This window comes from Streptomyces sp. ID05-39B, assembly GCF_033794725.1.
GTDB classification, from domain to species: Bacteria; Actinomycetota; Actinomycetes; order Streptomycetales; family Streptomycetaceae; genus Streptomyces; species Streptomyces bobili.
The window spans coordinates 1-20,089 of record NZ_JARGEF010000095.1 but is presented as its reverse complement, the minus strand read 5'-3'; the positions used below and the strand labels follow the sequence as shown (position 1 = coordinate 20,089).

Here is a 20,089-nt window from a genome sequence, read left to right as displayed (position 1 = left end):
GCGGGCACTGACTCGGGTGCGGGCACTGATCCGGGTGCGGGCACTGATCCGGGTGCGGGCCAAGTCGCGAACCGAGTCGCCTCGACCGGTGGCCCGGCGCATCGGATACGATAGATGCGCATCACTATCTATCGTGGGCAGGTGACTGATGAGTCGCGTTTCCCAAGCACAAGCGATCGAGAACCGCAGGCGCGCGGTCGCCGCGGCCTCCCAGCTCTTTCGGGAGCGCGGCGTGAACGGCATCAGCGTCGCCGATCTGATGAAGTCCATCGGGCTGACCACGGGCGGCTTCTACAAGCAGTTCGCCTCCAAGGAGGCCCTGGTCGCCGAGGCGGCTCAAGCCGCTTTCGGGGACCTTGACCTGCTCCTGGCGTCATTCGATACGGATCACGGTGATCACGACACGGCGCGCGGTGCCCTCGTCGACTTCTATCTGTCGACCGAGCACCGTGACCAGCCCGGCACAGGTTGTCCCACCGCGGGATTCGCGGGTGACGTGGCTCGCGAGCCCACGGCCGAGGAGGTGCGCGAGACGTACGCGACAGGAGTGGAGCACTTCGCCGCATGGATGGCGACCGACACCGACGACGGCCTTTCCGTGGTGGCCACCCTGGTCGGGGCACTCCTCCTCGCGCGGGCCACGGCGGGCACAGAACTGTCGGACAAACTCCTTGAGTCGACCCACAAAGCCGTGACCGCACCGCACGGATCCTGACCCGGAAACCCGCCGGGCCGTGCGACTGCCACGGCCCAGCACCCTCCTTCCCGAGCCGGGCGACTGGACGAGCCTCGGGCTCGGGCTCGGGCTCGGGCTCGGGCTCGGGCTCGGGCTCGGGCTCGGGCTCGGCCTCGGGCTCGGGCTCAGCAGGCCGGCCCGCCCTCACGGACCACCTTGCCGCCACTGCCTCTCCGTGGCGTCGGCCGACAACTGCGCGAGACGGCGGACCGCGCCATACCCGCCTCGGCCGACAGCCGGCCACCCGCACACGGAGACATCGCCACGCCGGGGCGCTCAGGACGCCGTCGGCCTCCTCCCCGCCGCCGAGATCCGGCGCGGCGCAGCCGGGGCCGCGGCCACACGCGCCCCGCGCTTCACGGACCGCCCCCCTCCCGCAACCGAACCGGTACTCCCCCACCCCGCTGCGACAGTCCCGCCAAGCCCCGCCGCCCACACCGCGAGCACCGGAGGCCTCGCCGCGAGGAGGCTGCAAGGACGGCAGAGGACACGTTCGCGGCCGCCGAAGCGGGACGAGCCGATCGAGCAGCTGGACGTGTACCGATCGGGGCGGCTGTCGGCACCCTGAGAAGCGCCGGGTCTGCCCTCCGTGCGGGTGACCCCAACCTCATCTGAGTTTACTTTTACATACTCAGGAAGTAGCGTCGTCGCCAGCACGTCAACCCGGCCGCACACCAGAAACGGGTGCGCAGGGGAACCTGCGCGAGGAATCGGCATCGACCACCGCACCACCCACCCAGAAAGGCGGCCGACATGAAGGCATTCGTCGTCGAGAAGTACGGCAAGGACGGCGCGCGCGCCACGGAGGTACCCGAACCCACCGTCGGAGACCGTGACGTCCTGGTCAGAGTGAGCGCCTCCAGCATCAACCCGCTGGACAAAATGGTCCGGAACGGGGAGTTCAAACAGCTCCTCAAGTACAAGCTTCCGTTCGCGCTCGGCCACGACGTGGCCGGCGTCGTGACCCGGGTCGGCCCCGCCGTACACGGCTTCGAGGTCGGCGACGAGGTCTACGCCCGTCCTCGCGACCTTCGGATCGGAGGCTTCGCGGAGTTCATCGCGATCGACATGGACGACGTCGCACCCAAGCCGTCCTCCCTCACCCTCCAGGAGGCAGCCGCAGTGCCGCTGGTGGCCCTGGCCGCCTGGCAGGTTCTCGTCGACCGTGCCGACGTCAAACCCGGCCAGAAGGTGCTCGTCCACGCCGGTGCGGGTGGCCTCGGCTCGACGGTCATCCAGCTCGCCAAGCACCTCGGCGCCACCGTGGCCACGACCGCGAACACGCGCAGCGAGAAGCTGGTCCGGAGCCTCGGTGCCGACGTCGTCGTCGACTACACCAAGGAGGACTTCTCGCAGGTGCTGTCCGGCTACGACCTGGTGCTGGACTCCCTGGGCGGAGCGAACCTCGAGAAGTCGCTGACCGTGCTGAAGCCGGGCGGCCTGGCCATCAGCGTCGTCGGCCCGCCGGACACCGGCTTCGCCAAGCAGCTCGGCGCCCCCTCGTTCATCGCTGCGGTGATGAACTTCCTCAGCCGTAAGGTCCGCAAGCAGGCGAAGGCACTGGGCGTGCGCTACCAGTTCTTCTTCATGGAGGCCAGTGGCTCCCAGCTCCGCGAACTCGGTGCCCTCTACGACAACGGCAAGCTCCGTCCGGTCATCGACAGCACCTTCCCGTTCGACAGGACACTTGAAGCGATGGCGCACGTCGAGCAGGGCCGCACCAAGGCCGGGAAGGTCGTGGTCTCGATGGTGCCCGGCAACGACTGAGACCGTGCCGGTCACAGATCTCCGTCCGCCGCGGTCACGTGAGGGGCCGCCGACACCGGTGTGCGATCCAAGGGCGACCACGGTCGCGCGGAACCGCCGCGACAGGCGTCCCCGTGCCGTTGCGCACGCCTGCTCGCCCCACTGCACGCCGTACGCCTGCTCGCCACACCGCGCGCCATACGGTTCCCCTCCGGCCCGAGCGGTGGTCAGGCTTCGCCACCGTCGCGGGGTCGGGACGGATCCCGGCGGACGGACCGCCACACCTGCGTGAACCAGCCGGCCCCCTATGCCGAGGCGATGCCCTGGCTCACAGCGGACATGCTGACGGCGTACATGCTCAGGACGGCAGCGTCGGGCCGCCGGGCGACGCTCGTCGCCAGGCGGGAGCGCGGTCCTTGTCGACCAGGGCCGCGCGGACGCCCTCCAGGAAGTCCGGCGTGCGAACCGTCGCGCGCGTGAGGGCGAGTTCGGTGGCGAGACACTCGCGCAATGTGCGCTGCCTGCCCCCGGCGAGCAGGGCGTGAGTGATCTCCAGGCTCTGCGGCGAGGCGGACTCCAGGGCGAGCGACGCGGCTGCCGCCCAGGGCGAGTCGAGGTGGCGCAGTCGTTTCTCGATCTCGCCGAGGGTCGGCGCGCCGAACGCCCAGTCCACCTCGCCACGTACCTGCGCCAGCCCGCTCTCCTCGACCGGGGAACGGCCGGCGAGGCGGTTCAGGACCACGTCCACCGGGTCGCCGGGGCTGTCGGCCAGGGCATCCCTGACCGCGTCGAGCCTGTCCGCGGGGACGAAGTGCGTGGCCAGTCCCGTGTACAGGGCGTCGGCCGCGTCGAGCCGGTGCCCGGTCAGTCCCAGGTACATGCCGACCGCGCCGGGCAGCCTCGGCAGGAAGTAGCTGGCCCCGACGTCCGGGAAGAATCCGATCCCGGTCTCGGGCATGGCCAGCACCGCGCGCTCGGTGACGACGCGGAAGCCGCCGTGGACGGACAGACCGAGACCGCCGCCCATGCACAGGCCGTCGATGAGCGAGACCACCGGCACGGGATGTTCGGCGATCCGGGCGTTGAGCCGGTACTCGGAGGCGAAGAAGCGCTCACTGGCCTCGGCGTCCCCGGCCAGGCTGTGCTCGCGGATCGTGCGGATGTCTCCACCGGCACAGAAGGCCTTCGCGCCGGTACTGGCGAGCACCACGGCGGACAGCGGCGTGTGCTCCCACCCGGCGAGCACCCCGTCGATGGCGGCGACCATGTCCGTGGTCAGGGCGTTGAGCGCCTTGGGCCGGTTCAACAGGACGCGGCCGACGCCGCGATGGACGTCGGCGAGAATCTCGGCCGCGGCGGCGTCAGTCATCGGTCGCCATCCGCGCGTAGTCGGCTGTCGTGGCCATCATGTTCCTCACTCGGCGGGTGCCAGGCGTGGATGTGCGCGCCTGGCATCCTTGATCTCGTCCACGGTGGGGACGACGGGTTACCGGCTGGGGATTCGGACGCGAGCGCCTGCTCGGCCATGAGGGGCGGCAGGGGAAACCTCTCGTCCTTGTCGGTGCCGTGGGCTCGGGGGTGAGCACCTGAAGATCCAAGATCCTTACACAGGGCCGGAACGCATCCACGGCCACGTGAGTTTACCGTCGACGAACTGGACGACGCGCGGTACGTGTACGCGGCGAGGCCGCTCCTTCGCCCAGGCGGGGAGCTCCGCCTCGGTCGTTTTGTTCCCGGCCTTCTTCACCACCACGGCCTTGATCTCCTCGCCGTGGGAGTCGCGCGGTACGCCGATGACGGCGACGAGCGAGACCGCGGGGTGCTCCAAGAGCACCGCGCGGTCTCGCTCGTCGATCTCCCGCGGACAGAGGTTGAAGCCGCCGCGGATGATCATGTCCAACTGCGCGCCCAGATGGCGCGGTGCCGCACCTTTCAGCCGGGTCGCCCCGGACCGGAGGACCTCGTTCGGGCAGGCCTGTCGGCCGGGCACCGGGGCCACCCCGGCGCCGGATGCCCCTCCGCCGCGCTGCTCGACGAGACCGGCCGCCAGGACGGCACCAAGCGGGCCTACACGGACGGTGCGCGGGCCCTCATCGACGCGATCGCCGCTCGCCCGGCGCCGGAGGATCCGCGGGCGGCCCGAGGCAAGGCCATCGGACTTTCCAGCATGCTGGTGGGGACGGTGCAGCTGTCCCGCGCCCTGTCCGACCGCCGGCTCGCCGATGAGACGCTGGCACAGGGAATCAAGAACGCCCTCACGTTCACGCCCTGACGGGCACGGCCCGTCCGTGTCCGGCAGCCACCCACCGCACGGTGCGTGCGGACATCGCACCCGGCTCGACGACGGCGGTCCGTGCGGCCGCGAGTGTGCGCCCCCGCGTGGAGGCGCGCCGGACCGGCCACCGGACGACGGGCGGGGCGACTGGCGCCGGCGACTGGCCGTCGCCGGGGGCACTCGCCGACGAGCGCGGCACGGTTGTGCCGACGGTCGCCCTGCCGCCCACCCACGTGCGCCGCGCCGTTGGCGGGGCCATGATGGGAGATGACGCCCGCATCGGGCCCCGCGCGGACAGCGCGGAGCGACCCCCGGAAACCGACGGCCTCTCACCCGCCGCTCCCACCGACGTCTGACCGCAGCCGCTGCCCTCCTTTCGGAGCCGAAGCCTCCCTTGGGAGCCGAAGCATTCCCGAACGCGCGGAGCACGCGGAGCACGTGATGACTACGAGCAACGCCCCCGATCTGTTCGCCCTCTCCCGGATCCAGGGGCCGGTACTGCACCCCGGCGACGACGGCTACGACGCCGAACTGACCGGCTTCAACCTGGCCATACGGCACAGTCCGGACGTGGTGGTCGGGGCGACCGACACCGGCGACGTGGTGACCGCGATGCGCTGGGCCGCCGCCACCGGCACGCCCGTCGCCGTGCAAGCCACCGGCCACGGGGCCAACTCACCCGTCGACAGCGGTCTGCTGATCAGCACCGCCCGCATGACGGACGTCCGGATCGACCCGGCCGCGCGCAGGGCGACGATCTGCGCCGGTGCGAAGTGGCGGCACGTCCTGGATGCCGGGGCCCCGCACGGTCTCGCCGCCCTCAACGGCACCTCGACCGATGCCGGAGCCGTCGGCTACACCGTGGGCGGAGGCCTGCCGGTGCTGGGCCGGGTCTACGGTTACGCCGCGGACATGGTCCGCTCGTTCCACGTCGTCACCCCCGACGGCACCCTGCGCACGGCCAGTGACACCGAGGAACCTGAGCTGTTCTGGGCCCTGCGCGGCGGTAAGGGCAACGTCGGCGTGGTCACCGACATGGTCACCGAGCTGATCCCGCTGTCCCGCGTCCTCGGCGGCGGCGTCTTCTGCCCCGGCGAACACGCCGGAGCCCTGCTGACCGCCTGGGCAGAGTGGACACGCACGGTCCCGGAGCGGATGTGCAGCACGTTCACCGTGCTGCGTATGCCGCCGCTGCCCGAGATCCCCGAGCCACTGCGCGGCGGCTTCTTCGCCCGCGTCGCCATCACCTGGCCCGGCGACCCGGCGGAGGGCGACGCCCTTCTCGCCCCCCTACGGGCGGCGGCGCCGGTCGTCCTCGACACCGTGCACGACATGCCGTACACAGAGGTCGACGCGATCCATATGGATCCGCAGGAGCCGCTCCCGGCACGGGAGTCGTGCGCCCTGCTGCGCGAGCTGACGCCGGACGCGATCGCGGCCTTCCTCGGCCAGTGCGGCCCAGCGGCGGCACCCGACTACCCGCTGCTGCTGGTCGGGCTGCGGCACATGGGCGGCGCGCTGGCCCGGCCCGGCCCCACGGGGGACGCGATCTGCGCCCGTGACGCCAGCTTCCTGGCGGAGTCGGTAGGTGTCCTGCCGGACCCGGACGCCGCCCGGTCCGTGGAGGCCGCCACTGTCGCCCTGTACACCGCGCTGCTGCCCTACGGAACCGGCCGCACCATGGTCAACCTCCACGGCCGCCCCGGCGACGACACCGACCGGGCCCGCGCCTGGACCCCGGAGGTGTACTCACGTCTGTGCGCGGACAAGACGGCCTACGACCCCCAGAACCTGCTCCGCTTCGGCCACTCCGTCCGCACCGCGTAGCCCGCCAAGGACACGACCCGAGGCCTTGCCTCCGCTTCCGGCGGATCGACGGACCCGTTTGCGAACCCGCCGGCCGGCGGTGGCCCGCAGCCGTCCGTCCCGAAGGTGCGTGCGAGGTCCCGCGGTGTTGGAATGGGAGGCGGCAATGAGCGCGGTCGGCAGGACTCGGCCGGCGCACCACCGAAGGCGGCGGACCGTCGAAGGCGACGGACCGCCAGGCGAGGAGTCGGTATGAGCGTCGACGAACTCTCCGAGATGGGGCCTGTCGACTACCTGATCCTGGAGTTCCCCGGTAACCGCATGACCGGCGAAGGCCTGCCTCTCCTGCTCGACCTCGTCGACCGGCACATCATCCGGGTCCTGGACCTGTCCTTCGTCCGCAAGGACGAGGACGGCTCGGTCAGAGCGCTCAAGCTCGCCGACATGGACGGCGACGGGCAGCTCGACCTGTCCGTGTTCGAGGGCGCCTCCTCGGGCCTGCTCGGCGACGACGACCTGGAGGAGGCCGCCGCCGTACTCGAACCCGGCAACTCCGCGGGCGTCATCGTGTACGAGAACCTGTGGGCCGCACCGCTGGCAGCGGCCCTGCGCCGCAGCGGAGCCAGGATGGTGGCCAACGGCAGGATCCCGACCGAGGACCTCCTGCTCACTCTGGAGGCCGCCGAGGCCCGGTCCTCCTCCTAGGCCCTGTCAGGGCCTAGCGGCCGACGCCCGACCGACGACAAGGACAGCTGCCATGCCCGGTCTACTCCGCGGGGTCGCCCGCACCGCAGTCATCTCCGGTACCGCCACCGCCGTATCCAACCGCGTGTCACGACGCCAGGCCGGCCGATGGGCGCAGCAGGACTACGAGCAGCCCGCCACGGCGCCGACCCAGCAGGCCTACGCCGCCCCCGCGCCCTCACCCGAGCCTGCGGCCGCGGCGTCGATGGACACGAAGATCTCCCAGTTGAAGGAGCTCGCGCTGCTCAAGGAGCAAGGAATCCTGTCCGAGGCCGAGTTCGCGGCCCAGAAGGGCCGCATCCTGGAACTCTGAGCGGACGCCACTCCTCCCCGTCCGATCGGATCCTCATCGCGCCGTGATCCTCGCGCTGCTCCTGGCCGGTCCGACGGACCTGACGACCGCGACCCAGATCGGTCTGTCACCCCGCACGCTGCGCCGGCGCCTGCGCCATCTCCTGGACATGGCCGGAGTCCGCACCCGGATGCAGCCCGGCGCCCACGCCGTGCGGAGCGGCTGGACGGATCCCTCGTGACACCGGCGCCGGAAGGTACGGCTCAGGGGATGTGTGCGTCGTGTCAGCCGCCTCGCCGGTCGGTCTGCGGCTGTGGGAGGCCGACGGCGGCCCAGACCGTTTTGCCGCTCGCCCTGTAACGGGTCCCCCAGCTGTCGGTGAGGCTCGCGCAGATGTAGACGTGTTCCCGTTCGGGATCCCGCCATCACCCGTGCACCCGTGCACCCGTTGACCCCACGGCATCCCGCCGATCGGTGCGACCAGGGCTCCCCGGCCGGCACCGGCCAGGCCCGCCAGGGGCCTGCCCGCCGGAGCCCAGGGTCGGGTGCTCACCGCGCAGTTGCCACCTTGCCCGGCCTGCGGAACGCGCGGGTCAGCGCTCCTCGCGCAGCCCCCACGGAGCCCCGTACGCGCCGAGCAGGTCGAGGAACGGCCGGGGTGGCAGCGCCTCGGGGCCGAGGACACCGCTCGCCTGCCATTGACCGTTGGCGATCAGTTCGAGTGCGATCACGGGGTTGATGGCGGTCTGCCAGACGACGGCCTGGGAGCCGTACTCGCGCATCGTCCATTCATTGTCGACGACGTGGTAGAGGTACACCTCACGCGCGACACCGTCCTTGGTTCCCCTGACCCAGGTGCCCGCGCAGGTCTTGCCCTTCATGCGGTCGCCCAGCGTGGCCGGGTCGGGCAGACACGCGGCCACGACGTCCCGTGGGGAGACCCGGACCGGCCCGTCCGCGCCCGGGACGGTGACCTTCGCCGTGGAGTCGAGCCCCAGCGCGTGAAGGGTCTTGAGCTTGGCGATGAAGTCGTCGCCGAGGCCGTACTTGAACGTCACGCGGCGGGCGTCCACCCAGCGGGGCATCAGGAGCACCTCCTCGTGTTCGACGTTCACGCACTCCACCGGGCCGATGCCTTCGGGGAAGTCGAAGACCTCCGGCTCGCTGAAGGGCGCGGTGGTGAACCAGCCGCGGCCCTTTTCGTAGACGACGGGTGGGTTGAGGCACTCCTCGATCGTGGTCCATATGCTGAAGGAGGGCGCGAAGTCGTAGCCCTCGACGGTGAGGTTCGCGCCGTCGCGGACGCCGAGTTCGTCGATCTCGTCGAAGAGTTCATCGGCCGCGTAGCGGGCGAACACGTCCGACAGGCCCGGCTCCACGCCCATGCCGACCAGAGCCAGACGGCCTGCGCTCTCCCATGCCTTCGCCAGCGCGAACTGCTCGTCGCCGAGCTTCACCCCGCACTGTTCGTAAGGGGCGGTCGGGTGCGCTACGGACAGCGACATCGCCATGTCGACGTAGTGCACGCCGGCGCCGAGTGCCGCGTTGAACAGCGGCATAACGAACCGCGGGTCGGTCGCGTTCAGCAGTACGTCGCAGCCTTCCTCGGCGAGGAGCCGACGAACCGCCGCCTCGTCGGAGGCGTCCACGCGGTGCGCGCTGAACCGGCGCTCCTGGTCGCCGAGCGCGGTCACGGCCGCCTCGGCGCGGGCCAGGTCGTAATCGGCGACGACCATGTGGGTCAGAAAGTCACGGCGGGCCGCGATACGGGTGGCGGCGGTTCCGACGCCGCCCGCCCCTACGAGGAGTACACGCATCTCACACACCGTTCTCATCGAGACAGTCCCGGCGAACGCCCACAGGACTGCTTCGATGCAACACGATCCCGACGGTTAAGGTCTACGGCGTTGGCATAAGGAGACCTCAGGGAGGGCGCGATGCCCAAGAAGGTGGTTGCGGAGACGGAACGGCTCAGGCGACGGCCGACCCGCCGCGGCACCGTGCTGTCGGAGAAGCTGATCGTGGCGACGGCGCTGCGGATGCTGCGCGAGCACGGGAGTGCCGGTCTGACCGCACGCCGGCTCGGTGCCGCCCTCGGCGCCGACCCGAGCACCCTCTACCGGTACTTCGCCGGCCTGGACGACCTGACCCGGGCCATCGGCGAGGAACTCATGGGGCGCGCCCTCGACAGCTGGACAGCCACCGGGAAATGGCGTGCCGACCTGCGCTCTCTCGGCCTGGCCATCCACACCTCCTACCTCGCGCACCCGCAGGCCGCCCTGCTGACCGCCAGCCGCGTCACCGGCCGTCCCCGGGAGATCGAGGTGGACGAGACGATCCTCGGCATCCTTCGCGGCGCCGGCTTCGGTGACGCGGATGCTGTCGGCCTGTACCACGCGTTCATCGACCTGGCTCTGGCCTTCGCCGCCCTGGACGCGGGCGCTCTGGCCGTCAAGGACGAGGCCAGGCAGGCGGACGAGAACATGTGGACCTCCACCTACGCCCGTCTGCCCTCCGAGACGCATCCGCACATCGCCGCCACAGCACACCTGCTGGCGGACCGGATGAACCTGAGCGCCTACCCGATCGTGCTGGACACGCTCCTCCACAGGGCGGAGGCACAGCTGACCGCCGTGCGACAGCAGGCCGCCCGCCGGTAGCGGAGGAGGGAGACCCGGGGCCCGGTCACCGCACCGGCCCGGTGGCCGGGCCGGTGCGGTGGCCGTGTAATGGTTGAATGTGTTTGACCAGTGACCGCAGGCTGGCGGACATGGCCCGAATCGCAGATGTGCGGCGTGGATCGTGGTGGTGCCCCTCCTGTGGCCTCTCCTGCGGAACCTGCCGACCGGTATCAGAACACTTCACGTCCGAGGGAATGGTGCGGTACCTGTGGTGCGCCACCGGTGGATGGCTCGTCACCCGCTCCGACTTTCAGCTGATCCAGGTACGGGGAAAGAGTCAGGAAAGCCGGTCCGCGGAACGTGGGGTCTCATAACGCCCGAGAAGGTCATGTGCAGCAGAATCATTACGGCCGCCTCGGGGCGGTGCTGTCCGCCGATCTGATCAATCTCCCCGAGCTGACTGCGGCGGGCGTTCAATCCCTGCTCGAGGCACACGAGATCCGTCGCCCAAAGGTCATGGTTGCCGAAGTGGAGGGCTTTGGGCGCTGGAGGGATCAGCTGGCGCGAGTGTTCGATCCACAGGATTCGGCTGAGCAGTGCACAGCCGTGAACGCGCTTCTGGTGGAGGCGACCATCCGTCCCTGGGTGACCACCCACGACGGTCTGCAGCCCCATCTTCACTTCGTTCCGGACTCGGCTGACGTCCTCTCCCGGGTCAAGGCCGTCACCGCCGGCGGCCTGGCCTTCGTGCTGTGCTGGGAGGGGGGATCACGGCTGGGGCGATGCACGCGTTCCGCGTGCTCCCGAGCGTATGTGGACACCTCCAGGAACGGACGGCGTCGATATTGCACAGCACGCTGCGGAAACACCGAAGCCGTGATGCGACACCGTTCCCGGCAGTCGTACCCGAAGCCCTGACCCGAGGTGATCGGACAGTTGTCGGCGATGCCGGGGGCGGGCATCATGACAGCGCTCCCCATCACGGAAGGAGACGCCATGCAGAGCAACACCAAGCGCCAGCTGGCCCCGGCCCAACTCGACGCGCTGCTCCGCGCGTCGACGGGCATCGGATGCCGGGTCGAAGCAGAGCTGACCGACGGCTGGTTCAACACGGCGTACCGGGTCCTGCTCGACGACGGCCGCCCCGCCGTCGTGAAGCTCGCCCCTCACCACGACGTGCCGGTGCTGCGCTACGAGCGAGGCATCATGGCGACCGAGGCCATGGTCTACCGACTCGCCGCGGCCTCCCCCGACTGCGGCGTGCCCATGCCCGAACTCCTGCACGCCGGAGACGGTTTCCTCGTCATCTCCACGCTGGACGGCACCCCTTGGGACAGACTCGCGGACAAGATCGCCCCCGCGAGTGACTCGCTGCTGCGCCGCGAGCTGGGCCGGATCGTCGCGGGTCTGCACCGACTGACCCCCAGGGACGGCCGGTTCGGCTACCCGGCAGCGGAGTCGGCACTGTCCGCCACCGACTGGGGGACAGCGTTCACCGCCATGGTCGAGGCCATGCTGGAGGACGCCGCCCGCTGGAACTCCGCACTGGGCGTCACTCCCGGCGAGGTGCGCGCTCTGGTGGCGGAGGGCGGGTACGCGCTCGACGAGGTCACCGAACCCTGCCTGGTCCACTTCGACCTGTGGCCCGGGAACATCTTCGTCCGCATGGCCGACGACGGATCCGCCGCCCGGGTCACGGGGCTCATCGACCACGAGCGGGCGTTCTGGGGCGATCCGGCCGCCGAGCTGATCTCCCTGGCGTTCGGAGGCGAGACCGGCCCGGACAGCGCACTCGTCGCGGGCTACACGGAGGCCGGCGGCCGGTTCGGCTCGGGGCCCGCGTTCCGCCACCGCCTGGCGCTCTACGGGCTCTACCTCGGCCTGCTGCTCGTGACCGAGTGCGGGCCCCGCGGCTACGAAGACGCGGATCACGTGGCCTTCTGCCGCGACTACCTCGACGCGCGGACAGCCGAACTGCGCGCCCTGAGGTGAACCGGACGCCGGAGCCCGGTCGCGCGCCCCGCACGGCCGCCCTGGGCCGTGGCCGCCTCCGCGATAGCGTTCACTCTCAGTTCATTGCAATGATCCGCTCCTCACTTCATTGCGTTACCGCCAATCCATTGCAACGATTTCACTGCTTCTACCTGCAAATTAAACGATTCCGCGCAACAAATGCTTTGCGCACCCCCATGAACGCAACGTAGCGTTTCCGGCACAGGAAACACCGGAACGGCGTCATCGGGGGGCGGGATCATGGATGCACCACAGAGCCGGCAGCAGTCGCCTCCCGGCGCCGTCACCGCCTTCGCCCGCTTCGCGCTCCTCGGCGGCGGGGTGGGCATCACCTCCGGCTTCGCCGTGGCAGCCCTCGCCGCGTGGATTCCCTGGCTCCTGGCCAACGCCCTGATCACCGTGGCCTCCACGCTCCTGGCCACCGAGTTGCACGCCCGCTTCACCTTCGGCGTGGGCAGGCCCGCGACCCGGCGCCAGCATGCCCAGTCGGCAGGGTCCGCGGCGGCCGCGTACGCGATGACGTGCGTGGCCATGCTCGTTCTGCATCAACTGGTGGCCGCGCCCGGCACCATGCTCCAGCAGGCGGTCTATCTGTCCGCCTCCGCCCTCGCCGGGGTCGCACGATTCGCGGTGCTGCGCCTCGCCGTCTTCACACACAACCGCCCACGCAGCACAGCCACCGCCCGTCCCGTGCCGGCCCCGTGGTGCTCCGCCCCCGACAGGCGCCGGACGGCGGAGACAGCCGCGGCGGCACGGTACTGGGCCCACGGCACCAGGCTGCGCTCCGCGGTCGGTGTCCGCGTCCGCGATGTCCACGGCGGTGGCGAGGTCCGGCCGGCCCACAGGACGGAGGTCGTGCCGCCCCGGCTGCTGCCTGTTCGACTCGCTGCCCGGCAGGGCTCAGTACGCGCCGATCCAGCGTCGGACGGCATCGTTGACGGTGTCGTCCAGGGTGCTCAGCGCTTCCACGGCGTGCAGATCCCCGGGCGCGGGCGCGAGTCCCGCTCGCACGAGTGCCGCGTGCAGTTCCAGGCGTCGGCGGTCGGCCGGAGCCATCGCCTGCGGCGGTCGCGGGCCCAGGTCGGGGGCAGCCTGCGGTACTTCCTCCCCGGTCCGCGTCTGGGACGGTACGCGCCAGTCCTCGTCCCCCCACTGCCCTCCCGTCTCCGCGCCGTTCAGCGCCGTCTGCGCGTCGAAGCCACAGCGGTAGGGGTCGAGAATCAGCTGAGGCATCGTCACGGCGGTCGGTGAGTACGTCCACTCCTGCATACAACCTCCAGCGTTCGGCGTTCGCTTGGTGTCCAGGAGGTGGCCCGCCCGGTCTCCAGTTGCACGACCGGCGACGGACCACCCGAACGCTCCCAAACCCATCTCGTCACACCACTGCGCCATCTCGGTCACGGCCGGGCGGGCCTGCCCCGCCGACGGGAGCACAACGGGCCGCTGCCGCTCAGGCGGTGACGGGGGTGCCGAGCATCGCGGACGCCTGCTGGAGCGCGTTGGGCACGGATGCGGATGCGGGGAGAGTGCGGCAGGTGAAGCCGAGGCGGGCCATGGCCCGGAGGACTTCGGCGGCGCTGAAGTCACGGCGGTCCTGGCGCGTGATGACCTGGCCGACCTGCTTGACGGGGTAGTGGCGGCGGCCGATGATCACCGTTTCTCCGGTGTTCGCTTCGGGCTTGACGCCCTTCATCGATTCCAGCACACCGTTCTTGGTGAGTTCGAAGGGGAAGCGGGCGATGACGCAGCGCATGGGGCCTCGCAGTGAGAAGGGGGGAAGGGGCCGACCAGAGGTGAGGCGGTTCAGCGGGAGAGGGCGAGGTCGCCCTGGGCGCCGCCTTGTCCGTAGGCCACCGGCAGGGCACCGGGCCGAGGTGCACGCGTCGTGTGTAGGGCCGCAGTGCTCGCGGCCGAGGTGAGAACGCCGTGGTCGCCGAGGATGTCACGCAGACGGACGCGGTCCGTGTAGGTGGAACTGTCGCGGACGGCGGCGAGTTCGGCGTGGGTGACCAGACCGGTGCTCTGGCTGTCCTGGTCGCAGACGACCAGTCGGCTCGTGCGTGCGGCGGTCATGACGGCAAGCGCCACCTCGACGCTCATGTCGTCACAGACCTGCGGTTCCGCCGTGCCCAGGACGTCGACCACCGTCCCGTGCGGAAGGCCGGTGCTCGTCGGGCGGGGCTGTGTCTGAACCAGCGTCAAAAGGTGCCTCCTGCGGAGATGGGTCGGCTTCGAGGTCACGCGGGTTCAGGCCGCCGCGCCCGAGACGGGCGTGCGCCGGGTCCCCGAGGAGGGGCGGCGCCGGCCTCGGGAGGAGGCACCGCGCCTGGGGCGCTCGGACACCGGTGCGGTGATGACGACCGGGATGCCGGAGGGGGTCTGTGCCCCGGTGATCCTGCTCAGGGCTTCGTCACCCGAGCGGACCTGGGTGGTCTGCGGCTGGATTCCCGCGTCCGACATGAGGCGGGCCATGCCGCGACGCTGGCTGGGGGTGACAAGGGTGACGACGCTGCCGGACTCGCCGGCGCGGGCCGTACGGCCTCCGCGGTGGAGGTAGTCCTTGTGGTCGGTCGGCGGATCGACGTTGACGACCAGGTCGAGGTTGTCGACGTGGATGCCGCGCGCCGCGACGTTGGTGGCCACCAGCACGCTGACGTGCCCCGTCTTGAACTGGGCCAGCGTGCGGGTGCGCTGCGGCTGCGACTTGCCGCCGTGCAGCGCGGCGGCCCGGACTCCGCTGTTGAGCAGGTCCTGGGTGAGCCGGTCGACGGCGTGCTTGGTGTCCAGGAACATGATCACGCGGCCGTCACGGGCGGCGATCTCGGTCGTGGCGGCGTGCTTGTCGGCGCCGTGGACGTGCAGTACGTGGTGCTCCATCGTGGTCACCGCGCCGGCCGACGGGTCGACCGAGTGCACGACCGGGTCGGTCAGATAGCGGCGTACCAGCAGGTCGACGTTGCGGTCCAGGGTGGCGGAGAACAGCATCCGCTGCCCTTCCGGACGCACCTGGTCGAGCAGCGCGGTGACCTGCGGCATGAAGCCCATGTCGGCCATCTGGTCGGCCTCATCCAGCACCGTGATGCCCACGTGGTTCAGCCGGCAGTCACCACGGTCGATGAGGTCCTTGAGCCGTCCCGGGGTCGCGACGACGACCTCGGCCCCGCCTCGCAGCGCACCGGCCTGCTTGCCGATCGACATCCCGCCCACGACCGTGGCCAGCCGCAGCCTGACCGAGCGGGCGTACGGGGTGAGCGCGTCGGTCACCTGCTGCGCCAGTTCGCGCGTCGGTACGAGGATCAGCCCCAGCGGCTGGCGGGGCTCGGCACGCTGTCCGGCGGTGCGGGCGAGCAGGGCGAGGCCGAAGGCGAGGGTCTTGCCCGAACCGGTGCGTCCGCGGCCGAGGACGTCACGGCCCGCGAGGCTGTTCGGCAGCGTCGCGCCCTGGATCGGGAACGGGGCGGTCACACCCTGCCTGCCGAGTTCGGCCAGTAGTTGCTCAGGCATGGCGAGGTCGGCGAATCCGTCGACGGCGGGCAGCGCGGGAGTGATCGTCTTGGGGAGAGCGAACTCACCCTGCGGTGCGGCGGGCCGGCGGCCGTACCCGCCGGAACGGCGCGGTGCCTGCGAGTCGAAGCGACTGCCGCCCCTTCCGGCGGCGGCGCCGCCGTTGCGCGTGCGGGCCGAGCGGTCGTTCGTGTATGTGCGGTTCATGCGGAACCTTCCTCGATGCGGCACGCATATCAAGGAATTCCCGCAGCTATGAGCGGCATGGAGAATTACAAGTATGGACCGTAGTAAGAGAGAGCAATCCGGCCGGCGGGAAAACACGCGGGCTCAGATACCTGAATGGGACGTAAAGGCAGCGCGTCGACTGCGGTGCAGCGATTCGGGATGCTTCCGCGTCCGGGAGGGCGGAGCCGCGAAGGTACGCCCCGGATTCGGCCGAGTCGGCCCGCGGGGGTGACCGCCGCGGGAAGACGGGTGCAGCTGGGGCCCGCACCCCGAAGGGTGCGGGCCCCAGCTGCAGAACGTGCGTCAGGCCGGAACGATGTTCTCGGCCGTCGGGCCCTTCTGGCCCTGCGCGATGTCGAAGGTAACCTTCTGGCCCTCGAGCAGCTCACGGAAGCCCTGCGCGGCGATGTTCGAGTAGTGGGCGAACACGTCCGGACCGCCACCGTCCTGCTCGATGAAGCCGAAGCCCTTTTCCGCGTTGAACCACTTCACGGTACCAGCAGCCATGTCATATCTCCTTTGGGGCAATGCATCGGAATCCGCACTGCGCGGACGCCGTGTCGCCGCAATGATTACCCCGCCTGAAAAACAACCGGCACACAAAAGTGCTCCCACCCGAACGAACGGGTGAGGGCACTTGAAGTTTTGGGAACCACAACTGCAACTGAGAACGACAGTAGCACGCCGGAACGGCCTGTGCCCGTCGAGCAATTCCACTCCGCCTGTCGCGACAAAATCTCTCACCGCATGGTCGGCAAAACTCTCACCTCACGGCTACAGATATCCATTCACTCGAAGCACAATGTCCGGCGCGAGTTCGGCCGGCACATTGGCCGCACGGCGTATCAGGACGGGCCGGCCTCGACGGCGGCCCGGACGCCGCCGGTGTCACTCCGGGTGTCCGAGGAATGCGCCGGGAGGCGTCGTACGGCCGGCACGCACAGCAGCGCCAGGGCGGTGGGCACCGCGACGATCGTCATGGCGTACACGGTGGGCCGCACGCCGAGGGACTCGGACACCGGGCCGGCGAGCACCAGGCCGAGCCGCATGAGTCCTGCCGACAGCAGGTAGTCGTAAGAACTGACGCGGGACAGGGCGGCCTGGGGTATGTGCGTCTGCAGCGCGGTCTCCCCAGGACGAAGAAGAGCCCTCGCCACCCGCACCGACGACTGCCGGCCGCGGAGGGCCCGAGAGTGGCGGACCGCACCGCCGCGCACTTAATCCCGATAAGATCCATTTTGTGATGAGGTCAGGGCAGCACCGGCGCCACCACCGTCGCAGCGGCGGACAGCGGCAGATCGTGCTGCTGTCGCCGGTCCTCGTCACCCTCCTCATCACCGGCCTGGCAGCCTCCACTCCGAGGGAGATCGCCTTCAGCCGCCTTCTCCCCGCGGCGCCCGCCCTCGCGGCCGCGATGTGGCCCGTGCTGCCGACGGTCCTGCTGGGGGCGTTCTGCCTTCTGGTCATGGTCGGCGTCAGCCTCTTCCACTCGGATCTGGGGACGCCCTACACGGCCGGCGCCATCGCCGCCGTCACCCTCGCCGCCGCGTACGCGAGCCACCTGCGGCTCCGGCGAGAAGAGACGCTCTACCAGGTCCGGCTCGTCGCGGACGTCGCCCAGACGGTGCTGCTGCGCCCGCTGCCGCGCCGTATCCAGGACGTCGACATCGAGTCGCTCTACCTGGCGGCCCAGGAGCAGGCCCGGATCGGAGGTGACTTCTACGAGGCGGCCGACACGCCGTACGGAGTGCGCCTGCTGATCGGTGACGTGCGCGGCAAGGGCCTGTCAGCGGTGGGGGCGGCCGCGGCCGTGACCAACTGCTTCAGGGAGAACGCGTACGACCAGCCGGACCTGACGGGGCTCATCCGCCGTCTGCAGATCACCATGACCCGGTACAGCGTCGCGATTCCCGCCGACGATCAGCCGGAGCAGTTCGCCACCGCCCTGATCGCCGAGATCCCGCACGGCGGCGAACACGTCAAGATCCTCAACTGCGGGCATCCGCCGCCGGTGTTCGTACGGAACGGGCGGATCCAGGTGCTGGAACCCAGGCATGCCTCCACGCCCCTCAACCTCGCGGCACTTCTCGGGGACCACTACCACGTCGACACCGTCGCCTTCGCCCCCGGCGACCAGATGCTGATCTACACCGACGGCGTCACGGAGACCCGCGACCGCGCCGGCGAGTTCTTCCCCCTGCCGGACTGGATGCTGCGACACGGCATGGCGCCTCCCCGTGAACTGCTGGACCATCTCCACACGGACCTGTTCCGCTACAGCGGCGGAAGACTGGACGACGACATCGCCGCCCTCGCCGTGCGCTGCCGACACACCTGACTCCAGGGACCCTGGGCACGAAGCCCCCTGACAGCCATCATCAGCGCATGACCGAGTGGATCCGAGGAAGCTCGGCCCACAGGAGGAAAGGACTCGCCCGCCATGTCACTCGCCCGCGTGCACAACTTCTCCCTCTCGCTCGACGGCTTCGCCACCGGTGAGGGTCAGAGCCTCGACGCGCCGTTCGGCCACGCCGGCGAACGGTTGCACGAGTGGATGTTCGCCACCCGGTGGTGGCACGAGATGACCGACCGGCCCGGCGGGACCAGCGGCCTCGACGACGCCTACGTGCGGCAGTTCACGCCCGGCATCGGTGCCGAGATCATGGGCGCGGGAAAGTTCGGCCACCCCGGCTGGCACGGGGACCCGGAGTGGAGGGGGTGGTGGGGTGCCAACCCGCCCTTCCACACACCGGCCTTCGTCCTCACCCATCACCCCCGGCCCTCGATCGAGATGGAGGGCGGCACGACGTTCCACTTCCTCGACACCTCCCCTGCCGAGGCGCTCCGGACGGCCCGCGAGGCCGCGGGCGGCCAGGACGTACGTATCGGTGGGGGGCCCACCACGATCCGCGACTTCCTCGCCGCCGGGCTCATCGACCACATGCACGTCGTGGTGGTCCCGATCCTGCTCGGCCGGGGCGTACGTCTCTGGGACGGCCTGGAGAGCCTTGAGAAGGACTACGAGGTCGAGGCCGTCTCCTCGCCCAGCGGAGTCACTCATGTGACGTTCACCCGTGCGGGTCGCTGAGCCCCCTCCCAGGGTCAGCCCACGTCGGCGAGCAGCAGGTCGTGGTCCGAGTACGGGCTGTGCTGCACGCGGTGGCCGAGCCGGGCGACGTCCCGCAGGAAGACGTAGTCGAACTTGCTCTGCCAGTCGGTGGTCGTCTCGCAGCTTCCGGGCGCCGGATGGCACTGGGGGTCCGCGTCCGCGGCCAGTTCCCACATCGGGGCCAGTTCGGGAGCGTCCGGCGTCGCGTTGAAATCGCCGATCACGATGGCACGGTCGTGGCGGGCGACCGCTGCGGCGAGTACGCCGGTCTGCTTCGCCCGGACCGCTTCCTGACGTCGTTCGGCGAGGTGGGTGTTGAAGACCCGGACGGACCGGCCGCCCACCATGGTGGTGACCGCCATGTAGCCGCGGTCCTCGGATCCGCCGTCGGGGTATTCCACGTTGACGCGGTCGGTCATCGGTGCCGCCGAGAGCAGGGCCTGGCCGTAGGCTCCCGGGCTCCAGGGCGCTCCCCCGCAGCGGCCCCAGTTCTGCAGAACGCTCCCGTACTCGACGTGGTAGACCAGCCCGTGGAGGTTCTCCAGGTGATCCCGGATGCTCTCGACGTCGCGCACGCAGGCTTCCTGGAAACCGACGACCTGGGGCGCGTACCTGGCGATCTCCGCCGCCCGGTCGACGTCACTCGTCTCGCAGGGGTTGCAGAGGTTCCACGTCATGACCCGGTTCGGTACGACGTCCTTGACGGCGTCGACGGGCTGTGACCTGCCGAAGAGAGCGTCTCCCGGTGCACTGGGACCGAGGAGCACCACGCAGGCCGCGATCACGGCGCCCGCGAGCAACGGCGTGCCCTTTCCGAACACCATCGCCTCCCGAGGGTGAATGCGTACGGCAACTGACGTCCGCAGGCATGAGGTTACGGGACTCAGCTGTGAGCGACACGCGCGTGTGGCCTGGACCAGGGCCTTCAGGGGGTGGGGCACGCCGGGCTCGTCGGCCGGGGCGGGTTGCGCGGGAGGGTCGGTCAGAAAACGGCCCGGAGGGCGCACGGGCGGTG

At 70.4% G+C, this 20,089-nt stretch carries 22 protein-coding genes and 1 pseudogene; 14 read left to right on the top strand and 9 right to left on the bottom strand.

Annotated elements, in window-relative coordinates; genetic code table 11:
- Nucleotides 1-148 precede the first annotated feature (148 nt).
- Both P1P75_RS21165 and P1P75_RS21160 read left to right on the top strand, forming a co-directional pair.
- Nucleotides 149-715, top strand: a complete 567-nt coding sequence (locus P1P75_RS21165) for a TetR/AcrR family transcriptional regulator (RefSeq protein ID WP_319257640.1) — start codon at nucleotides 149-151, stop codon at nucleotides 713-715.
- A gap of 774 nt (nucleotides 716-1,489) precedes the next feature.
- A complete protein-coding gene (locus P1P75_RS21160) occupies nucleotides 1,490-2,503 on the top strand; it encodes an NADP-dependent oxidoreductase (RefSeq protein ID WP_319257638.1) in 1,014 nt (337 codons plus the stop codon).
- A 337-nt stretch (nucleotides 2,504-2,840) separates the two neighbouring features.
- Here the strand turns inward: P1P75_RS21160 and P1P75_RS21155 are convergent, their stop codons facing one another.
- A complete protein-coding gene (locus P1P75_RS21155; protein ID WP_319257636.1) occupies nucleotides 2,841-3,851 on the bottom strand; it encodes an enoyl-CoA hydratase/isomerase family protein in 1,011 nt (336 codons plus the stop codon).
- Between the two features lie 234 nt (nucleotides 3,852-4,085).
- Nucleotides 4,086-4,376 (bottom strand): hypothetical protein, encoded by a 291-nt coding sequence (locus P1P75_RS21150; RefSeq protein ID WP_319257634.1) that lies wholly within the window; start codon nucleotides 4,374-4,376, stop codon nucleotides 4,086-4,088.
- An 18-nt stretch (nucleotides 4,377-4,394) separates the two neighbouring features.
- On the opposite strand from P1P75_RS21150, the gene P1P75_RS21145 reads away from it, so the two are divergent.
- The 6 genes from P1P75_RS21145 (at nucleotide 4,395) to P1P75_RS21120 (ending at nucleotide 7,840) form a co-directional block, all read left to right on the top strand.
- Nucleotides 4,395-4,754 carry a hypothetical protein gene (locus tag P1P75_RS21145; protein WP_319257632.1) on the top strand — a complete coding sequence of 120 codons (360 nt, stop codon included), beginning with the start codon at nucleotides 4,395-4,397 and terminating at the stop codon, nucleotides 4,752-4,754.
- Between the two features lie 41 nt (nucleotides 4,755-4,795).
- Nucleotides 4,796-5,113, top strand: a complete 318-nt coding sequence (locus tag P1P75_RS21140; protein ID WP_319257630.1) for a hypothetical protein — start codon at nucleotides 4,796-4,798, stop codon at nucleotides 5,111-5,113.
- A gap of 85 nt (nucleotides 5,114-5,198) precedes the next feature.
- On the top strand, nucleotides 5,199-6,584 hold the full coding sequence (locus P1P75_RS21135; RefSeq protein WP_319257628.1) for an FAD-binding oxidoreductase: 1,386 nt from the start codon (nucleotides 5,199-5,201) through the stop codon (nucleotides 6,582-6,584).
- A gap of 231 nt (nucleotides 6,585-6,815) precedes the next feature.
- A complete protein-coding gene (locus tag P1P75_RS21130) occupies nucleotides 6,816-7,268 on the top strand; it encodes a DUF6325 family protein (RefSeq protein ID WP_319257627.1) in 453 nt (150 codons plus the stop codon).
- Nucleotides 7,269-7,320: 52 nt separating this feature from the next.
- The gene (locus P1P75_RS21125; protein WP_319257625.1) at nucleotides 7,321-7,620 is read left to right on the top strand and encodes an SHOCT domain-containing protein; all 300 of its coding nucleotides are present in this window, start codon (nucleotides 7,321-7,323) and stop codon (nucleotides 7,618-7,620) included.
- Nucleotides 7,621-7,663: 43 nt separating this feature from the next.
- A complete protein-coding gene (locus P1P75_RS21120) occupies nucleotides 7,664-7,840 on the top strand; it encodes a hypothetical protein (protein WP_319257623.1) in 177 nt (58 codons plus the stop codon).
- A 352-nt stretch (nucleotides 7,841-8,192) separates the two neighbouring features.
- Here the strand turns inward: P1P75_RS21120 and P1P75_RS21115 are convergent, their stop codons facing one another.
- Nucleotides 8,193-9,416: a saccharopine dehydrogenase C-terminal domain-containing protein gene (locus P1P75_RS21115; protein ID WP_319257621.1), complete on the bottom strand. Its 1,224-nt coding sequence runs from the start codon at nucleotides 9,414-9,416 to the stop codon at nucleotides 8,193-8,195.
- Between the two features lie 120 nt (nucleotides 9,417-9,536).
- Between P1P75_RS21115 and P1P75_RS21110 the strand changes: the two genes are divergently transcribed.
- The 4 genes and pseudogenes from P1P75_RS21110 to P1P75_RS21095 all read left to right on the top strand — a co-directional run.
- Complete coding sequence (locus P1P75_RS21110; RefSeq protein WP_319257619.1) at nucleotides 9,537-10,259, top strand: TetR/AcrR family transcriptional regulator; 723 nt, start codon at nucleotides 9,537-9,539, stop codon at nucleotides 10,257-10,259.
- 351 nt (nucleotides 10,260-10,610) lie between these two features.
- A complete protein-coding gene (locus P1P75_RS21105; RefSeq protein WP_319257617.1) occupies nucleotides 10,611-11,138 on the top strand; it encodes a CGNR zinc finger domain-containing protein in 528 nt (175 codons plus the stop codon).
- A gap of 78 nt (nucleotides 11,139-11,216) precedes the next feature.
- Nucleotides 11,217-12,212 (top strand): aminoglycoside phosphotransferase family protein, encoded by a 996-nt coding sequence (locus tag P1P75_RS21100; RefSeq protein ID WP_319257615.1) that lies wholly within the window; start codon nucleotides 11,217-11,219, stop codon nucleotides 12,210-12,212.
- A 261-nt stretch (nucleotides 12,213-12,473) separates the two neighbouring features.
- Nucleotides 12,474-12,908 (top strand): annotated as a pseudogene (locus P1P75_RS21095) (hypothetical protein); the annotation flags it as partial.
- Nucleotides 12,909-13,683: 775 nt separating this feature from the next.
- Here the strand turns inward: P1P75_RS21095 and P1P75_RS21090 are convergent.
- The 5 genes from P1P75_RS21090 to P1P75_RS21070 form a co-directional block, all read right to left on the bottom strand.
- Nucleotides 13,684-13,986 carry an SCO5918 family protein gene (locus P1P75_RS21090; RefSeq protein ID WP_319257614.1) on the bottom strand — a complete coding sequence of 101 codons (303 nt, stop codon included), beginning with the start codon at nucleotides 13,984-13,986 and terminating at the stop codon, nucleotides 13,684-13,686.
- Between the two features lie 50 nt (nucleotides 13,987-14,036).
- On the bottom strand, nucleotides 14,037-14,435 hold the full coding sequence (locus P1P75_RS21085; RefSeq protein WP_319257612.1) for a hypothetical protein: 399 nt from the start codon (nucleotides 14,433-14,435) through the stop codon (nucleotides 14,037-14,039).
- Between the two features lie 45 nt (nucleotides 14,436-14,480).
- On the bottom strand, nucleotides 14,481-15,944 hold the full coding sequence (locus P1P75_RS21080; RefSeq protein WP_319257610.1) for a DEAD/DEAH box helicase: 1,464 nt from the start codon (nucleotides 15,942-15,944) through the stop codon (nucleotides 14,481-14,483).
- Between the two features lie 324 nt (nucleotides 15,945-16,268).
- Nucleotides 16,269-16,472: a cold-shock protein gene (locus P1P75_RS21075; protein ID WP_045556499.1), complete on the bottom strand. Its 204-nt coding sequence runs from the start codon at nucleotides 16,470-16,472 to the stop codon at nucleotides 16,269-16,271.
- Nucleotides 16,473-16,810: 338 nt separating this feature from the next.
- Nucleotides 16,811-17,122: a hypothetical protein gene (locus P1P75_RS21070; protein WP_319257608.1), complete on the bottom strand. Its 312-nt coding sequence runs from the start codon at nucleotides 17,120-17,122 to the stop codon at nucleotides 16,811-16,813.
- 86 nt (nucleotides 17,123-17,208) lie between these two features.
- Here P1P75_RS21070 and P1P75_RS21065 point away from each other — a divergent pair, with 86 nt between their 5' ends.
- Together P1P75_RS21065 and P1P75_RS21060 are read left to right on the top strand one after the other, a co-directional pair.
- Nucleotides 17,209-18,303 (top strand): PP2C family protein-serine/threonine phosphatase, encoded by a 1,095-nt coding sequence (locus P1P75_RS21065; protein ID WP_319257606.1) that lies wholly within the window; start codon nucleotides 17,209-17,211, stop codon nucleotides 18,301-18,303.
- 102 nt (nucleotides 18,304-18,405) lie between these two features.
- Nucleotides 18,406-19,053 (top strand): dihydrofolate reductase family protein, encoded by a 648-nt coding sequence (locus P1P75_RS21060; RefSeq protein ID WP_319257604.1) that lies wholly within the window; start codon nucleotides 18,406-18,408, stop codon nucleotides 19,051-19,053.
- A gap of 14 nt (nucleotides 19,054-19,067) precedes the next feature.
- On the opposite strand, the gene P1P75_RS21055 is transcribed toward P1P75_RS21060, so the two are convergent.
- Complete coding sequence (locus P1P75_RS21055; RefSeq protein ID WP_319257602.1) at nucleotides 19,068-19,898, bottom strand: endonuclease/exonuclease/phosphatase family protein; 831 nt, start codon at nucleotides 19,896-19,898, stop codon at nucleotides 19,068-19,070.
- Between the last annotated feature and the right edge of the window lie 191 nt (nucleotides 19,899-20,089).